General features: G+C 60.0%; 17 protein-coding genes. 9 read left to right on the top strand and 8 right to left on the bottom strand.

The genetic code is table 11. The annotated features are described in order from the left end of the window. Positions 1-6: 6 nt before the first annotated feature. From rnk to cyaY, 3 genes are all read right to left on the bottom strand, one after another. Entirely contained in the window at positions 7-417 is a 411-nt protein-coding gene (rnk, locus tag KGB14_RS27035) for a nucleoside diphosphate kinase regulator (protein ID WP_223490461.1), read from the bottom strand. A 253-nt stretch (positions 418-670) separates the two neighbouring features. Continuing rightward, a complete protein-coding gene (locus KGB14_RS27030; RefSeq protein ID WP_223490459.1) occupies positions 671-889 on the bottom strand; it encodes a DUF1289 domain-containing protein in 219 nt (72 codons plus the stop codon). 4 nt (positions 890-893) lie between these two features. After that, positions 894-1,226 (bottom strand): iron donor protein CyaY, encoded by a 333-nt coding sequence (gene cyaY, locus KGB14_RS27025; RefSeq protein ID WP_223490457.1) that lies wholly within the window; start codon positions 1,224-1,226, stop codon positions 894-896. A 314-nt stretch (positions 1,227-1,540) separates the two neighbouring features. Here cyaY and lptM point away from each other — a divergent pair, with 314 nt between their 5' ends. From lptM to KGB14_RS26995, 6 genes are read left to right on the top strand one after another with little or no spacing between them, the layout of a single operon-like run. Next, positions 1,541-1,711 carry an LPS translocon maturation chaperone LptM gene (gene lptM / locus KGB14_RS27020; protein ID WP_074871901.1) on the top strand — a complete coding sequence of 57 codons (171 nt, stop codon included), beginning with the start codon at positions 1,541-1,543 and terminating at the stop codon, positions 1,709-1,711. A 9-nt stretch (positions 1,712-1,720) separates the two neighbouring features. Beyond that, positions 1,721-2,968 (top strand): diaminopimelate decarboxylase, encoded by a 1,248-nt coding sequence (gene lysA / locus KGB14_RS27015; protein WP_223490454.1) that lies wholly within the window; start codon positions 1,721-1,723, stop codon positions 2,966-2,968. Between the two features lie 4 nt (positions 2,969-2,972). Next, positions 2,973-3,803 (top strand): diaminopimelate epimerase, encoded by an 831-nt coding sequence (gene dapF, locus KGB14_RS27010; protein ID WP_223490452.1) that lies wholly within the window; start codon positions 2,973-2,975, stop codon positions 3,801-3,803. A 13-nt stretch (positions 3,804-3,816) separates the two neighbouring features. After that, entirely contained in the window at positions 3,817-4,542 is a 726-nt protein-coding gene (locus KGB14_RS27005; protein ID WP_223490449.1) for a DUF484 family protein, read from the top strand. A 2-nt stretch (positions 4,543-4,544) separates the two neighbouring features. Then, positions 4,545-5,444, top strand: coding sequence for a tyrosine recombinase XerC (gene xerC, locus KGB14_RS27000; protein WP_223490447.1), 900 nt, complete (start codon positions 4,545-4,547; stop codon positions 5,442-5,444). Next, entirely contained in the window at positions 5,441-6,145 is a 705-nt protein-coding gene (locus KGB14_RS26995) for an HAD family hydrolase (protein WP_223490445.1), read from the top strand. Before xerC ends, KGB14_RS26995 begins: the two co-directional genes overlap by 4 nt. Positions 6,146-6,346: 201 nt before the next feature. On the opposite strand, the gene sutA is transcribed toward KGB14_RS26995, so the two are convergent. The 4 genes from sutA to glnK all read right to left on the bottom strand — a co-directional run bounded on the left by sutA (position 6,347) and on the right by glnK (position 9,124). Further along, positions 6,347-6,670, bottom strand: coding sequence for a transcriptional regulator SutA (gene sutA, locus KGB14_RS26990; protein ID WP_018927530.1), 324 nt, complete (start codon positions 6,668-6,670; stop codon positions 6,347-6,349). A gap of 102 nt (positions 6,671-6,772) precedes the next feature. Further along, positions 6,773-7,198 (bottom strand): secondary thiamine-phosphate synthase enzyme YjbQ, encoded by a 426-nt coding sequence (locus KGB14_RS26985; protein WP_008015517.1) that lies wholly within the window; start codon positions 7,196-7,198, stop codon positions 6,773-6,775. A gap of 214 nt (positions 7,199-7,412) precedes the next feature. Then, positions 7,413-8,750: an ammonium transporter gene (locus KGB14_RS26980; protein WP_223490442.1), complete on the bottom strand. Its 1,338-nt coding sequence runs from the start codon at positions 8,748-8,750 to the stop codon at positions 7,413-7,415. Between the two features lie 35 nt (positions 8,751-8,785). Continuing rightward, complete coding sequence (gene glnK / locus KGB14_RS26975; protein ID WP_002555808.1) at positions 8,786-9,124, bottom strand: P-II family nitrogen regulator; 339 nt, start codon at positions 9,122-9,124, stop codon at positions 8,786-8,788. A gap of 416 nt (positions 9,125-9,540) precedes the next feature. Here glnK and KGB14_RS26970 point away from each other — a divergent pair, with 416 nt between their 5' ends. The 3 genes from KGB14_RS26970 (at position 9,541) to KGB14_RS26960 (ending at position 12,627) form a co-directional block, all read left to right on the top strand. After that, positions 9,541-9,801 carry an accessory factor UbiK family protein gene (locus KGB14_RS26970; RefSeq protein WP_008007559.1) on the top strand — a complete coding sequence of 87 codons (261 nt, stop codon included), beginning with the start codon at positions 9,541-9,543 and terminating at the stop codon, positions 9,799-9,801. A 456-nt stretch (positions 9,802-10,257) separates the two neighbouring features. Beyond that, positions 10,258-10,779, top strand: coding sequence for a Bro-N domain-containing protein (locus tag KGB14_RS26965; RefSeq protein ID WP_223490440.1), 522 nt, complete (start codon positions 10,258-10,260; stop codon positions 10,777-10,779). Positions 10,780-11,133: 354 nt separating this feature from the next. Further along, complete coding sequence (locus KGB14_RS26960; RefSeq protein ID WP_223490438.1) at positions 11,134-12,627, top strand: YifB family Mg chelatase-like AAA ATPase; 1,494 nt, start codon at positions 11,134-11,136, stop codon at positions 12,625-12,627. A 6-nt stretch (positions 12,628-12,633) separates the two neighbouring features. Here the strand turns inward: KGB14_RS26960 and KGB14_RS26955 are convergent, their stop codons facing one another. Continuing rightward, positions 12,634-13,848 (bottom strand): aldose 1-epimerase family protein, encoded by a 1,215-nt coding sequence (locus KGB14_RS26955; RefSeq protein ID WP_223490436.1) that lies wholly within the window; start codon positions 13,846-13,848, stop codon positions 12,634-12,636. Positions 13,849-13,988 lie beyond the last annotated feature (140 nt).

Genomic DNA, 13,988 nt, shown 5'->3' with positions numbered 1-13,988 from the left:
GGGACTTTATTCCGGGAAGTCGCCGCCATGGGCTGGCTGTGATTCGACTTCCAGCAGGGTCAGTTTGAGGGTTTTGCCACCCGGTGCCGGCCAGTCGATGTGCTGACCGACTTTCAGGCCCAGCAAAGCACTGCCCACTGGCGCCAGAATGGATATTTTGCCTTCGTCGGCGTTGGCATCCTTCGGGTAAACCAAAGTCAGGTGATAGTCCTTGCCACTGATTTCTTCACGGCAATGCACACGGGAATTCATGGTCACGACATCGGCAGGCACTTCATCGTGACCGACTAGAGTATCGGCGCGATCCAGTTCGGTTTGCAGCGCGATAACGCCCGGCAGCGAGTCATCCAGGCTGTCGATCAGGCGTTCCAGACGTTGCACGTCCAGACGGGTAAGGGTGATGGAAGGTGCGGTCATGATCAGGGCAGACTCCTTTCTTCTGCACGAAAAAAGCAAAACCCCGCCAGAAAAAGGCGGGGTTTTCACGAGCCTCGATGGGTTGAGGCGTCTCTGGACACTATCACAGCTCAATAAATATACAAGTCAGGGGCGGCGGACGGTTTTCCGCCCCTGTAGGAGCTGCCGCAGGCTGCGATCTTTTGATCTTCCGTCGGCGCGACTTATAAAGATCAAAAGATCGCAGCCTGCGGCAGCTCCTACAGGGGTCGGGTTAGCCTCTATTCTTTCGATCGAGGGCCGATGCGCAAATCACTCGCCGCCGCTCATCATCCGCCGAGCGCCATTCGCGAATATCTTCCACATGGCGGAAGCACCCCAGACAGACCTTCTGCTCATCCAGCCGACACACGCCGCTGCACGGCGAAGGCACCGCCGGGCTGACATTGCTGTAGAGCGGTTTGGGCGGACGAACGGGCGCAGGCTGGGTCACGAGCTCACAGGCCTTCGAAGTCGAGTTCGACGTCGGCTTGCTGCTTGACGATGCGCTCGAGCATCTCGCCGAGTTGCTCGTCGCTCTTGTCACACATCCAGCGCTTGCTCTCTTCGTCATAGTCGAAGTGGAAACCGCCGGACACCGCCGCCAGCCACAACTGACGCAGCGGTTCCTGACGACTGAAGATCAACTGGCTGCCGCTTTCGAACTTGACGGTGAGCACACCGGCCGAACTCTCCAGATCGATATCCAGGCCACTCTCGTCAAAAATATCCTCCAGCGCCTGCTGGGTGGCATCGACCAGGTCGTGAAAACGGGCTTCAGTCAAACTCATTGCGGGAACCTCAAAAAGTGTCTACTCACGCTCAAGCGCCGCAAGATACGGGCGAGCCCCGGTGATTGCAAAGGATAACGACCCATGGCGATCACGAAACCTGTGGGAGCGAGCCTGCTCGCGAAGAGGCCATCATATTCAACATCAATGTTGACTGACACTACGCCTTCGCGAGCAGGCTCGCTCCCACAGGGATTGCGTTTGGCTGACCGACATCGTGCCAAGCCCCGCCGGACGGGAGCCGCGTCGCATAGGCAAGCTGCCGGGTGGCCGGTATACTCCGGCGCAATTAACGCATTTTCAAGGATTTCGCCATGAAGCGCCTGATCTCTTCCCTTGCTGCGCTCGTCGCGGTTGCCTGCCTCGTGTCGGCCTGTGGTCAAAAAGGCCCGCTGTACCTGCCCGATGAAAATCAGGATCCTGCAGAGCAAGCCAAATCGTCGCAGCAGACTCCGTCGAAAGCTCACAAGCACGACGTCTACTAAGGGAACGCTATGGACGCTTTTAACTACCGTGACGGTGAGCTGTTCGCGGAAGGTGTTGCCTTGTCCGCCATCGCCGAACGCTTTGGAACACCGACTTACGTCTACTCCCGTGCCCACATCGAAGCTCAGTACCTGGCTTACGCCGATGCGCTGGCCGGCATGCCACACCTGGTCTGCTTTGCGGTCAAGGCCAACTCCAACCTGGGTGTACTGAATGTCCTGGCGCGTATTGGCGCCGGTTTCGACATCGTCTCCCGTGGCGAGCTGGAACGTGTACTGGCCGCCGGTGGCAGCGCCGACAAGATCGTGTTCTCCGGTGTCGGCAAGACCCGTGACGACATGCGTCGCGCCCTGGAAGTCGGTGTGCACTGCTTCAACGTCGAGTCCACCGATGAGCTTGAACGCCTGCAAGTGGTGGCCGCCGAGCTGGGTGTTCGTGCACCGATCTCGTTGCGCGTGAACCCGGACGTCGATGCCGGCACTCACCCGTACATCTCCACCGGTCTTAAAGAGAACAAGTTCGGCATCGCCATCGCCGACGCCGAAGACGTGTACATTCGCGCCGCGCAATTGCCAAACCTGGAAGTGGTCGGCGTCGATTGCCATATCGGTTCGCAACTGACCACCCTGCCACCATTCATCGATGCCCTCGACCGCCTGCTGGGCCTGGTCGACCGCCTCGGCGATTGCGGCATCTACCTGCGCCACATTGATCTCGGTGGTGGTTTGGGCGTGCGTTATCGCGATGAAGAGCCGCCCTTGGCTGCCGACTACGTCAAAGCCGTGCGCGAGCGTCTCGACGGTCGTGACCTGGCGCTGGTGTTCGAGCCGGGCCGCTTCATCGTCGCCAACGCCGGCGTGCTGCTGACCCAGGTCGAGTACCTCAAGCACACCGAACACAAAGACTTCGCCATCGTCGACGCGGCCATGAACGACCTGATCCGTCCGGCGCTGTATCAAGCCTGGATGGACGTCACCGCCGTGCGCCCACGCAACAGCGCCGCTCGTGCCTACGACATCGTCGGCCCGATCTGCGAAACCGGCGACTTCCTGGCCAAGGATCGTCAACTGGCCCTGGAAGAAGGCGATCTGCTGGCCGTGCATTCGGCCGGTGCTTATGGGTTTGTCATGAGTTCCAACTACAACACCCGTGGCCGTGCCGCTGAAGTGTTGGTGGACGGTGATCAGGCATTTGAAGTGCGTCGCCGTGAGACGGTAGCGGAGTTGTTTGCTGGCGAAAGCCTGCTGCCGGAGTAAAACCATGCTGCTGCGTTTTACCAAGATGCACGGCCTGGGCAACGACTTCATGGTCCTCGACCTGGTCAGCCAGCACGCGCACATCCTGCCCAAGCACGCCAAGCAATGGGGCGATCGGCACACCGGCATCGGGTTCGACCAGTTGCTGATCGTCGAAGCCCCCAGCAACCCCGACGTGGATTTCCGCTATCGGATCTTCAATGCCGACGGCTCCGAAGTGGAACAGTGCGGCAACGGTGCGCGCTGCTTCGCTCGCTTCGTGCTCGACAAGCGCCTGACCGCCAAGCGGCTGATTCGCGTCGAGACCAAAAGCGGCATTATCGAACTGGATATCCGCAGCGACGGTCAGATCAGTGTCAACATGGGCGCTCCGCGCCTGGTGCCGGCCGAGATTCCGTTCGAAGCCCCGAGCCAGGCCCTGAGTTATCAGGTCGACGTCGACGGTACGCCGGTCGAACTGGCCGCGGTGTCCATGGGCAACCCCCATGCCGTGCTGCGGGTCAGCGATATCAACAACGCACCGGTGCATGAACTGGGGCCGAAAATCGAACATCACCCGCGCTTTCCGGCGCGGGTCAATGTCGGTTTTCTCCAGGTCATCGACCGGAGCCGCGCGCAGTTGCGCGTCTGGGAACGCGGGGCCGGGGAAACCCAGGCATGCGGAACCGGCGCCTGTGCTGCCGCAGTGGCCGCGATCAGCCAGGGGTGGATGGATTCGCCGCTATTGATCGACCTGCCCGGCGGGCGTCTGTCCATCGAATGGGCAGGCCCTGGCCAACCGGTCATGATGACCGGCCCGGCAGTACGCGTATACGAAGGACAAGTGCGTCTTTGAGTGAGCGAAATCCATGACCGACAAGCCCCAGGTTCCCGCCCTGCAGCCCGACGAATCCCCTTCCGAAAGCCTTGAGGCGGCGGCGATTGCCGCGTACCTGGAGGCTCATCCGGATTTCTTCATCGAGCACGAAGAACTGCTGCCGGCCATGCGTATTCCGCACCGGCGCGGCGACACCATCTCGCTGGTCGAGCGCCAGATGACCATCCTGCGCGATCGCAACATCGAGCTGCGCCACCGCCTCTCGCACTTGATGGACGTGGCCCGCGACAACGACCGACTCTTCGACAAGACCCGCCGCCTGATTCTCGCGCTGATGGACGCCACCAGCCTGGAAGACGTGGTGATCAGCGTCGAAGACAGCCTGCGCCAGGACTTCCAGGTGCCCTTCGTCAGCCTGATCCTGCTGGGCGACAACCCGATGCCGGTGGGTCGCTGGGTGACGCATGCCGACGCGCAAACCGCCATCGGCGGCTTGCTTTCGGAAGACAAAAGCGTCAGCGGCAGCCTGCGAGAGCATGAACTGGACTTCCTGTTCGGTGAAGAACAGCGCAAGCAGATCGGCTCCACCGCCGTCGTCGCCATCAGTCACCAGGGCATCCACGGCGTTCTGGCCATCGCCAGCCGCGATCCGCAGCACTACAAGAGCTCGGTGGGCACGCTGTTCCTGAGTTACATCGCCGAAGTCATGGGCCGCGTGCTGCCACGGGTCAACACCTCCCTGCGCTCGGTACGCTGACCATGGAACGGCAACTGGACGCTTACTGCGAACACCTGCGCAGTGAGCGGCAGGTGTCGCCGCACACGCTGTACGCCTACCGCCACGACCTCGACAAAGTGCTGGGCTGGTGCGTCAAACAGAACATCGGCAGTTGGGCCGCGCTGGACATCCAGCGTCTGCGCAGCCTGATCGCTCGCCTGCATGCTCAAGGCCAATCGTCCCGCAGTCTGGCGCGGCTGCTCTCGGCGGTGCGCGGGCTCTATCACTACCTGAACCGCGAAGGTCTGTGCGACCACGACCCGGCCAATGGCCTGGCACCACCCAAGGGTGAACGCCGCCTGCCAAAAACCCTCGACACCGACCGCGCGCTGCAACTGCTTGACGGTGCGGTGGAGGATGATTTCCTGGCGCGTCGGGATCAGGCGATTCTGGAATTGTTCTACTCCTCGGGTTTACGCCTTTCGGAGCTGACCGGGCTCAATCTTGATCAGTTGGATCTGGCCGACGGCATGGTCCAGGTACTCGGCAAGGGCAGCAAGACCCGACTGCTGCCGGTGGGCAAAAAGGCCCGCGAAGCGCTGGAGCAATGGCTGCCGCTGCGAGCCATGACCAACCCGGCGGACGACGCGGTGTTTGTCAGCCAGCAAGGCCGGCGCCTCGGCCCTCGGGCGATTCAGATGCGGGTCAAAGCCGCCGGCGAGCGTGAACTCGGGCAGAACCTGCACCCGCACATGTTGCGACACTCCTTCGCCAGCCATTTGCTGGAGTCTTCGCAGGACCTGCGCGCGGTGCAGGAGCTGCTCGGCCACTCGGACATCAAGACCACCCAGATCTATACCCACCTGGACTTCCAGCACCTGGCGACGGTCTACGACAGCGCCCATCCACGGGCCAAACGCATTAAAGGCGATGATTCATGACCATCCAATTGATCACCTTCGACCTCGACGACACCCTGTGGGACACCGCACCGGTGATCGCCAGCGCCGAAGTCGTATTGCGTGAATGGCTGACCGAGCATGCACCGAACCTGGGCGCGGTGCCGGTGGAGCATCTGTGGTCGATTCGCGAGCGGGTACTGAGCAGTGAGCCGGGCCTCAAGCACCGCATCAGCGCCCTGCGTCGGCGGGTGCTGTTCCATGCGCTGGAAGAGGCCGGTTACGGACATGCCGAGGCAGCCGAGCTGGCCGATCAGAGCTTTGAAGTGTTTCTGCATGCACGGCATCAGCTGGACATCTTCCCTGAGGTGCAACCGACCCTGGAAATTCTGGCCAATCACTATGCGCTTGGCGTGGTGACCAACGGCAATGCCGATGTGCGTCGATTGGGGCTGGCGGATTACTTCAAGTTTGCCCTGTGCGCCGAAGACATCGGCATCGGCAAGCCGGATGCGCGACTGTTTCATGAGGCGTTGCAACGGGGTGGTGCGACGGCCGAAACCGCGGTGCATATCGGCGATCATCCCGGCGATGACATTGCCGGCGCCCAGCAGGCGGGGTTGCGGGCAATCTGGTTTAACCCGGCGGGCAAAGCGTGGGAAGCCGAGAAGGCGCCAGATGCCGAGATTCGTAGCCTGAACGAATTGCCAGGGTTGTTGGCGCGCTGGAACACCCAACACTGACCTCTGAGTACACACATACCCCAGTGGGAGCGAGCCTGCTCGCGATAGCGGCGTATCAGCCAACATCAATATTGAATGTGACGGCTTCATCGCGAGCAGGCTCGCTCCCACATTGGATCGCGCCAAACCCAAGACTTTTGTTCCGCCCATGAAAAAGCCCGCAGCGACGGCGGGCTTTTTCAGCAAGCAAGAAGCAGGCGCTTAGATAGGCCGGCTGCCGTACTTGTTATCAGGCTTCTTGGGAGGATCGGCGACCACATTGGCCTCCACTTCCTGCACCTTGCCGCCCCGTGCCAGAAACTCTTCCATGGCCTTGGCCAGGGCGTCGCGTTCCTTGTTCTTGGCTTCGACACTCGGCAGCTCATCGACCGATACCGCAGCCTTGGCCTTGCCTTTGGCCGTCGGAACGGGCACATCACCGCCATCGTCTTCAGCGACGTCTTCTGCCGCTGCTTCAAGGCCTTCTTCGGTTTCGTCGTCGTCGCCTACTTCGAGGTCGTCGTTTTCCAGATCATCGTCGCTCATGTTCTACCTCATGACTTGCGAAAAGCAGATTAGTTATAGCCCAGCTTTGCCATCTGTCGAAGGCTGCCGGAAAAAAATCAACCACCGCTGGTGACCAGCGGTTTATGCCTCTTCACCGTGCACGGTGGCGAGGACTTTGCGGGCACCGCCGTGATCACGGTGCTCGCCCAGATAAACACCTTGCCAGGTCCCCAACGCCAGTCGGCCTGCCGAGATCGGCAAACTGAGCTGACAGCCAAGCACGCTGGCCTTGAAGTGCGCCGGGAGGTCGTCCAGGCCTTCGTCGTTATGCTCATAGCCGTCCGTTCCTTGTGGGATCAGACGATTGAAAAATCGTTCGAAGTCGCGACGTACCGCCGGATCGGCGTTCTCGTTGATGGTCAACGACGCCGAGGTATGCTGCAGCCACAAATGCAACAGACCGACCCGACATGCCTTGAGTTCAGGCAAACCGGCGAGCAACTCGTCCGTTACCAGATGAAAGCCCCGGGGCCTCGCCCGCAGGGTAATCAGAGTCTGTTGCCACATACAGTTCTCCGCACGTTCGGGGCGCATTCTAGCGCGCTCTGGGAAAAAACAAAGGCCCTAATATTCCTTCAATCGTGTAAGTCATTGGCCGTAGAAAAACGCCCGTCGTAAACGCGACTGAGGGTGTATGAAAAAACCTTTCAGCCGCTCCTCCACTGACAAATTCCAGACAAAAAAATGCCCGGCAAGCCGGGCAATTTTTTTATGCGCTTGCTTACAAGTTGTAGCCGCGTTCGTTGTGGAGCGCCAGATCGATGCCGACCGCCTCTTCTTCATCCGTGACACGCAGACCCATGACAGCGTCCAGGATCTTGAGAATGATGAAGGTGGCGATCGCGGTGTAGATCACCGTGAAGCCCACGCCTTTGCACTGAATCCAGACTTGAGCAGCGATGTCGGTAACGGTGCCGAAACCACCCAGGGACGGTGCCGCGAACACACCGGTCAGGATCGCGCCGAGGATACCGCCGATACCGTGCACGCCGAAGGCGTCCAGGGAGTCGTCATAACCGAGTTTGCGTTTCAGGGTGGTGGCGCAGAAGAAGCACACCACGCCAGCCGCCAGGCCGATGATCAGCGAACCCATCGGGCCCACGGTACCCGCCGCCGGAGTAATGGCGACCAGACCGGCAACCACACCCGAAGCGATACCCAGTGCACTTGGCTTGCCGTGGGTGATCCACTCGGCGAACATCCAGCCCAGTGCAGCGGCGGCGGTCGCGATCTGGGTCACCAGCATCGCCATACCGGCAGTGCCGTTGGCAGCGGCGGCGGAACCGGCGTTGAAGCCGAACCAGCCGACCCACAACATGGCTGCGCCCATCAGGGTGTAACCGAGGTTGTGCGGAGCCATCGGGGTGGTCGGGAAACCTTTACGCTTGCCCAACACCAGGCAGGCAATCAGGCCAGCCACACCGGCGTTGATGTGAACCACGGTGCCGCCCGCGAAGTCGAGCACGCCCCAGTCGCCCAACAGCGAACCCGGACCGCTCCAGACCATGTGCGCGATCGGCGCGTAAACCAGCGTGAACCAGACGCCCATAAACACCAGCATCGCGGAGAACTTCATCCGTTCTGCAAACGCACCGACGATCAGCGCCGGGGTGATGATGGCAAAGGTCATCTGATAGGTGACAAACACTGCCTCAGGGAACAGCGCCGCCGGGCCAGTAATGCTGGCAGGCGTGATGCCCGCGAGGAAGGCCTTGGCAAAGCTGCCGACAAAGGAGTTGAGGTTGACGACGTTGGCTTCCATCCCCGTGGTATCGAACGCCATGCTGTAGCCATAAATGAACCACAGGATGGTGACCAGACCGGTAATGGCGAAGCACTGCATCATCACGGAAAGAATATTTTTGGACCGAACCATGCCGCCGTAGAACAGCGCGAGGCCGGGAATGGTCATGAACAGCACAAGGGCTGTCGAGGTCATCATCCAGGCGGTATCGCCGGAATTGAGGACTGGAGGCGCCACCGGATCTGCCGCCATGGCCAGGCCGGGCATTACGAGGGACAACAGGGCTCCTAGCCCTGCGAATTTACGCAGAGTCATATTGTTTTCTCCTGGGGCGTTGGGTTTGTGGCGGCTTAGATTGCGTCGGTATCGGTTTCGCCGGTACGGATGCGAATCGCCTGTTCCAGATTGACCACGAAGATCTTGCCGTCACCGATCTTGCCGGTGTTGGCGGCCTTGGTTATCGCCTCGATAACCCGGTCCAGATCCTTGTCGTCAATGGCGACATCGATCTTCACCTTGGGCAGAAAATCGACCACGTACTCCGCGCCGCGATACAGCTCGGTGTGACCCTTCTGCCGACCGAAGCCTTTGACCTCAGTAACGGTAATGCCCTGCACGCCGATCTCGGACAGCGACTCGCGCACGTCGTCCAGTTTGAACGGCTTGATGATGGCAGTGACTAGCTTCATGAAAACTCTCTCCCGAATTGGTGGACTTGCCCCAGGAAAACAAACCCGACTCAAGTCTAAGCGCAGTGCCTGGCTTTGTAACGCATCGTCGGCCTTACCTGCCCGTCCGACGCCAGCGAACCACTCCGCGCGGAACTTCCCCCGTTCCGCTTGGCGCACTGCATTCGTCACAGCGACTGCATCAGTGCATGGGTCACCAGCGACTAAGCAGAAAGCTTGCCATCTATCCAAAACCCATTGATTTCAAGTGCTTGGCCGCTGCCGCAGACCCTTTCGCTCAATTGACGCAACAGTTACGCACAACAACAGTGCGCAGCCGTCCACTCACATGCGCGAAAAGCGTGCATCGCAGTCGCCGAGATTGACTATAGACACTGCGTGATACACTGCCCGCCATTGTTGACAGGACATTTCCCATGCTCGCGCCCAAAGACTTCCTCGACGCCCTGAGCGGCACCGCCTCCCGCCTCTTCAGCGGTGATACTCCACTGCCAAAAAGCGAAATCGAAAGCCAGTTCAAGGCTTTGTTGCAGAGCGGCTTCAGCAAGCTGGACCTGGTGAGCCGGGAAGAGTTTGATAGCCAGATGGTCGTACTGGCACGAACCCGGGCACGGTTGGAGAGCCTTGAGGCGAAAGTGGCGGAGCTGGAAGCGAAGCTCAATCCACCGACCGAGTAACTCCACCAATCCCTTTGACAATGGGGTCCATGTGGGAGCGAGCCTGCTCGCGATAGAGTCACCACGGTGCTCCAGCAGCCCCTCGCTGGAACGCCCACCCCTGTAGGAGCTGCCGAAGGCTGCGATCTTTTGATCTTAAGCCCTGCAAACATCCCGGCAACGTCCTACAAAGATCACCACCGCCGTCTGATTGCGTCGTAAGGCCTCCAGTTTCTATGCTCATCCTCAGCTGAATGTTCAGCACCGGGTTTGGCGACCTGGAAAACCACAACGCATCGCGACCGCATTCGACCGAGAAATTTGCTCTCATCTCGAATTATGGCGGCTATGCGTGGGAGACCTTCGGGTCTGCCGGTTTGGTGCGTTACCGGTTCGCCAACCCCCGCATGGCTGCCACCCTTTTCGTTTGGCGACGATCAGAGGCAGTTTTCTTCATCGCACCTTGAGAACTGCACCATGAACGAAAACTATCTAATCCCTCACGTCTTCACCCGCCACAAACTCCACCTCCACGCCCTTCTCATAGAAAACCAACCCTGGTTCAGCGCCCGTGACCTCGGCCGCCTCCTGCGCCTTTACCTCGACGAACGAGCCGTCCGAAAACTCGATCCAGACCAACGCCAAACCGCCCAAGTGCTCATCCATGGCAGCATCGCAAACACCCTGCTAATCAGCGAATCCGGCGTCTACGCATTGCTGGTCTACCACTACTGCCCCGAATACCGAGGCCTGCGCGAATGGCTGACCCACGACGTGGTGCCAGCGCTCAGAGACGCCCAGCAACCCACCTCAACAGAGCGCCCGATTCTGAGCCTGCTGAATTGGCCGAAAATGTCATTGAGCTTGCTGCACTGGAATAACCAGCCGTGGATTCGGCTGCAGGATGTGCCACATATGCTGCCGGATCGAGAACAGCCACCGCATTCGGTCAATACGCCGTGGTGGAAACGTGCGTCGCGAATACTCCAGGCATTCTGAACTCCAAAAAAACCCCACGTTCATAGCGTGGGGCTCGTTCAGGAGCAGAGGATCAAGCACAGTGCGGAAGACGCTCGACCTGATCCCTGATCGCCCAACATCGCTTTTTTAAAGTGGCGGCAACATATGGCAAAGAACTTGAACCTGATGGCTTGCTTGCAGGTGCACGAGTCTGACCAGGCTCCCCGAAGAAACCGCCCGAGTGGCGGTTTTTTTGTGCCTCGCGATTGGCCTGCTTCGTACTTGCAACATCCAGTGAAAGTTTGTCGCCTCAACCGCCCTACCAGAACTTCCTCCGCCAACTACCCTTCAAAAAACCGCAGGAAGCGGTGCTCTTCAGCTCAAGGAACGACCATGTCCCTCTCCATCGTCCATAGCCGCGCCCAGGTCGGCGTAGAAGCACCCGCCGTCACCGTAGAAGTGCATCTGGCCAACGGTTTGCCGTCGCTGACGATGGTCGGCTTGCCCGAAGCCGCCGTGAAGGAAAGCAAAGACCGCGTGCGCAGCGCGATCATCAATTCAGGTCTGCAATTTCCAGCGCGGCGTATCACGTTGAATCTCGCCCCGGCCGATCTGCCAAAGGACGGCGGGCGATTCGATCTGGCGATTGCCTTGGGAATTCTCTCAGCCAGTGTGCAAGTGCCGACGTTGACGCTGGATGACGTGGAGTGCCTGGGAGAGTTGGCATTGTCGGGCGCGGTGCGGGCGGTTCGGGGTGTGTTGCCGGCGGCGCTGGCGGCGCGCAAGGCCGGGCGCACGCTGGTGGTGCCGCGGGCGAATGCCGAGGAGGCCTGCCTGGCTTCAGGGTTGAAAGTGATTGCGGTGGATCATTTGCTGGAGGCGGTCGCGCATTTCAATGGCCACACGCCCATCGAGCCCTACGCTTCCAATGGCTTGCTCTACGCCAGCAAGCCCTATCCAGATTTGAACGAAGTGCAGGGGCAACTCGCAGCCAAACGCGCGTTGTTGATTGCAGCGGCGGGAGCTCATAACTTGCTGTTCAGCGGACCGCCGGGGACGGGGAAAACGTTGTTGGCGAGTCGTCTGCCCGGCTTGTTACCGCCATTGGCCGAGAGCGAAGCGCTGGAAGTCGCGGCGATCCAATCCGTCGCCAGTTGTGTGCCGCTGAGTCATTGGCCACAGCGTCCCTTTCGACAGCCACACCACTCCGCTTCAGGCCCGGCACTGGTGGGCGGTGGCTCGAAACCACAACCGGGCGAAATCACCCTCGCCCACCATGGCGTGTTGTTCCTCGATGAGCTCCCGGAATTCGATCGCAAGGTGTTGGAGGTGTTAAGGGAACCGCTGGAATCCGGCCACATCGTGATATCCCGCGCCAAGGATCGAGTGAGGTTTCCGGCCCGCTTTCAATTAGTGGCCGCAATGAACCCGTGCCCCTGTGGATATCTTGGCGAGCCCAGTGGTAAATGCAGTTGTACACCGGACATGGTTCAGCGCTATCGCAACAAACTGTCGGGGCCGCTGCTGGACCGCATCGATCTGCACCTGACGGTTGCTCGCGAAGCCACGGCGCTGAATCCTGCGTCGAAACCCGGCGACGACACTGCCACCGCCGCCGAGTTGGTTGCCGATGCACGAGAACGGCAGCAAAAGCGCCAAGGCTGTGCCAATGCATTCCTCGATTTGCCGGGCCTGCGCAGACACTGCACGTTATCCACAGCTGACGAAACCTGGCTGGAAACAGCGTGTGAACGGCTGACCCTGTCCCTTCGAGCAGCCCATCGACTGCTCAAAGTAGCGCGCACTCTGGCGGACCTTGAGCAAGTCGATGAGATCAGACGCGAGCACTTGGCCGAAGCGCTGCAATATCGGCCGACAACGCTCTAGGCGGCATCACCCCTTGGTAAGGTCAACCAACGGCGTCTGCCGCACTTCAGTCTCCCGACCACCCTGAATCTCGCTCACCCGCTTCAACGCCTTATCCACAGCCGCCTTATCCGCCAACAAGCTGTAGCTGATGCGGAACTGCTTCTGTTCCTTCGGCCCAATTGTCGGCACCAGGTTCAGTGGCCGTTGATACCGGCGGTTGTAGGAAAAACTCGTGCCCGGCTCCAGCCCCGTGACATAGCCCTGCCCCTGGGTATCGGTGTTTTTCCACAGGGAGAACACGGGCAGTGTTTGCGTGTTGAAGCCGACCGAGACGCCCAGGATTCCGGCCTTGTTATGCAGCACAGTCAACGTATCGCCCTTTGCATCGGCATACGGCACCACGTTGTAAACCGTTTCGTCGTAGTCCTTGGTCGGTGCGCGGTAGGTTTGCCAGTCCGGCAGATCGCCTTTGGCCTTGTCGTTGAACGGTGAGACCTGTTTCACCGGCGCGGCGAAGCGGGCGCCCTGCTCCAGGAATGGGGTGCTGAAGTTGCTGTGATACAGCGCCTGGTATTCCTTCGGATAGTCACCGTTGTTGGTCAGGGTGTCGTTGAGGGCGAACGCTACGCTGCCAGGTTCAGTGACCAGTTCGGTTGCGACGGAGAAGTCGACCTTCTTGAACGCCTGCTCTTTCAGCTCGCCACGCAGGCTGATGGCGTACGGCGGTTTTTCATCGATGTGCAGGGTGACTTTGTTCGCTGGGATGTTGGCGGCGCGACCGTGCAGGGTCAGCAGTTCGCCGTTGTCCATACCGGGGTGGCCGACCCATTCGTAGCCGCAACGGGTGACCAGTTCATTGAAACCTTCCAGCCAGCCCAGGCCACCACGGCCGTTGAGTTCGATGAAGGAAGGATTGACCACTTCCTTGACCGGCGAATCCCAGCCCATGCGCACATTGCCTACAGACGCCTGCAGGACGTTCATGCCGCGAGTGGGCACCACCGAGAGTTTCATTGTGCCGTTATCGATGTCGACGATGCTGACACCCTCCTGCCGCCCGCCGTGCAAGGTGCGCAGGGTCACACTGAAGGGTTTGCCGGTTTTTACCCCGAGTTGCTGGCTGGTGATCTGCCAGTTCTGGGCGGCTTTGTCGGTGTCGAGCAGGACGTAATCCCAGGCCATGGCGTGGGAGGCAGCGGACAGTGCGCTGAGGGTAACGAAGAGTTTGAGCGGGGTCATGGCAGCAGCCTTTCTTGGAGTTGTGCCAATTTTATAGACTTGAAGAAACGTTTCAGCAAGCATAAAAATCGAGACATCGGTGGCAAATGCCAAGAAAGACAACCAGCGAGGAATTGATCCGCAGATTTTGGACAAGTCGG

The sequence above is a fragment of the Pseudomonas sp. A-RE-19 genome (assembly GCF_019956555.1).
Lineage (GTDB): Bacteria > Pseudomonadota > Gammaproteobacteria > Pseudomonadales > Pseudomonadaceae > Aquipseudomonas.
This window is presented reverse-complemented; position numbering and strand designations above follow the sequence as displayed.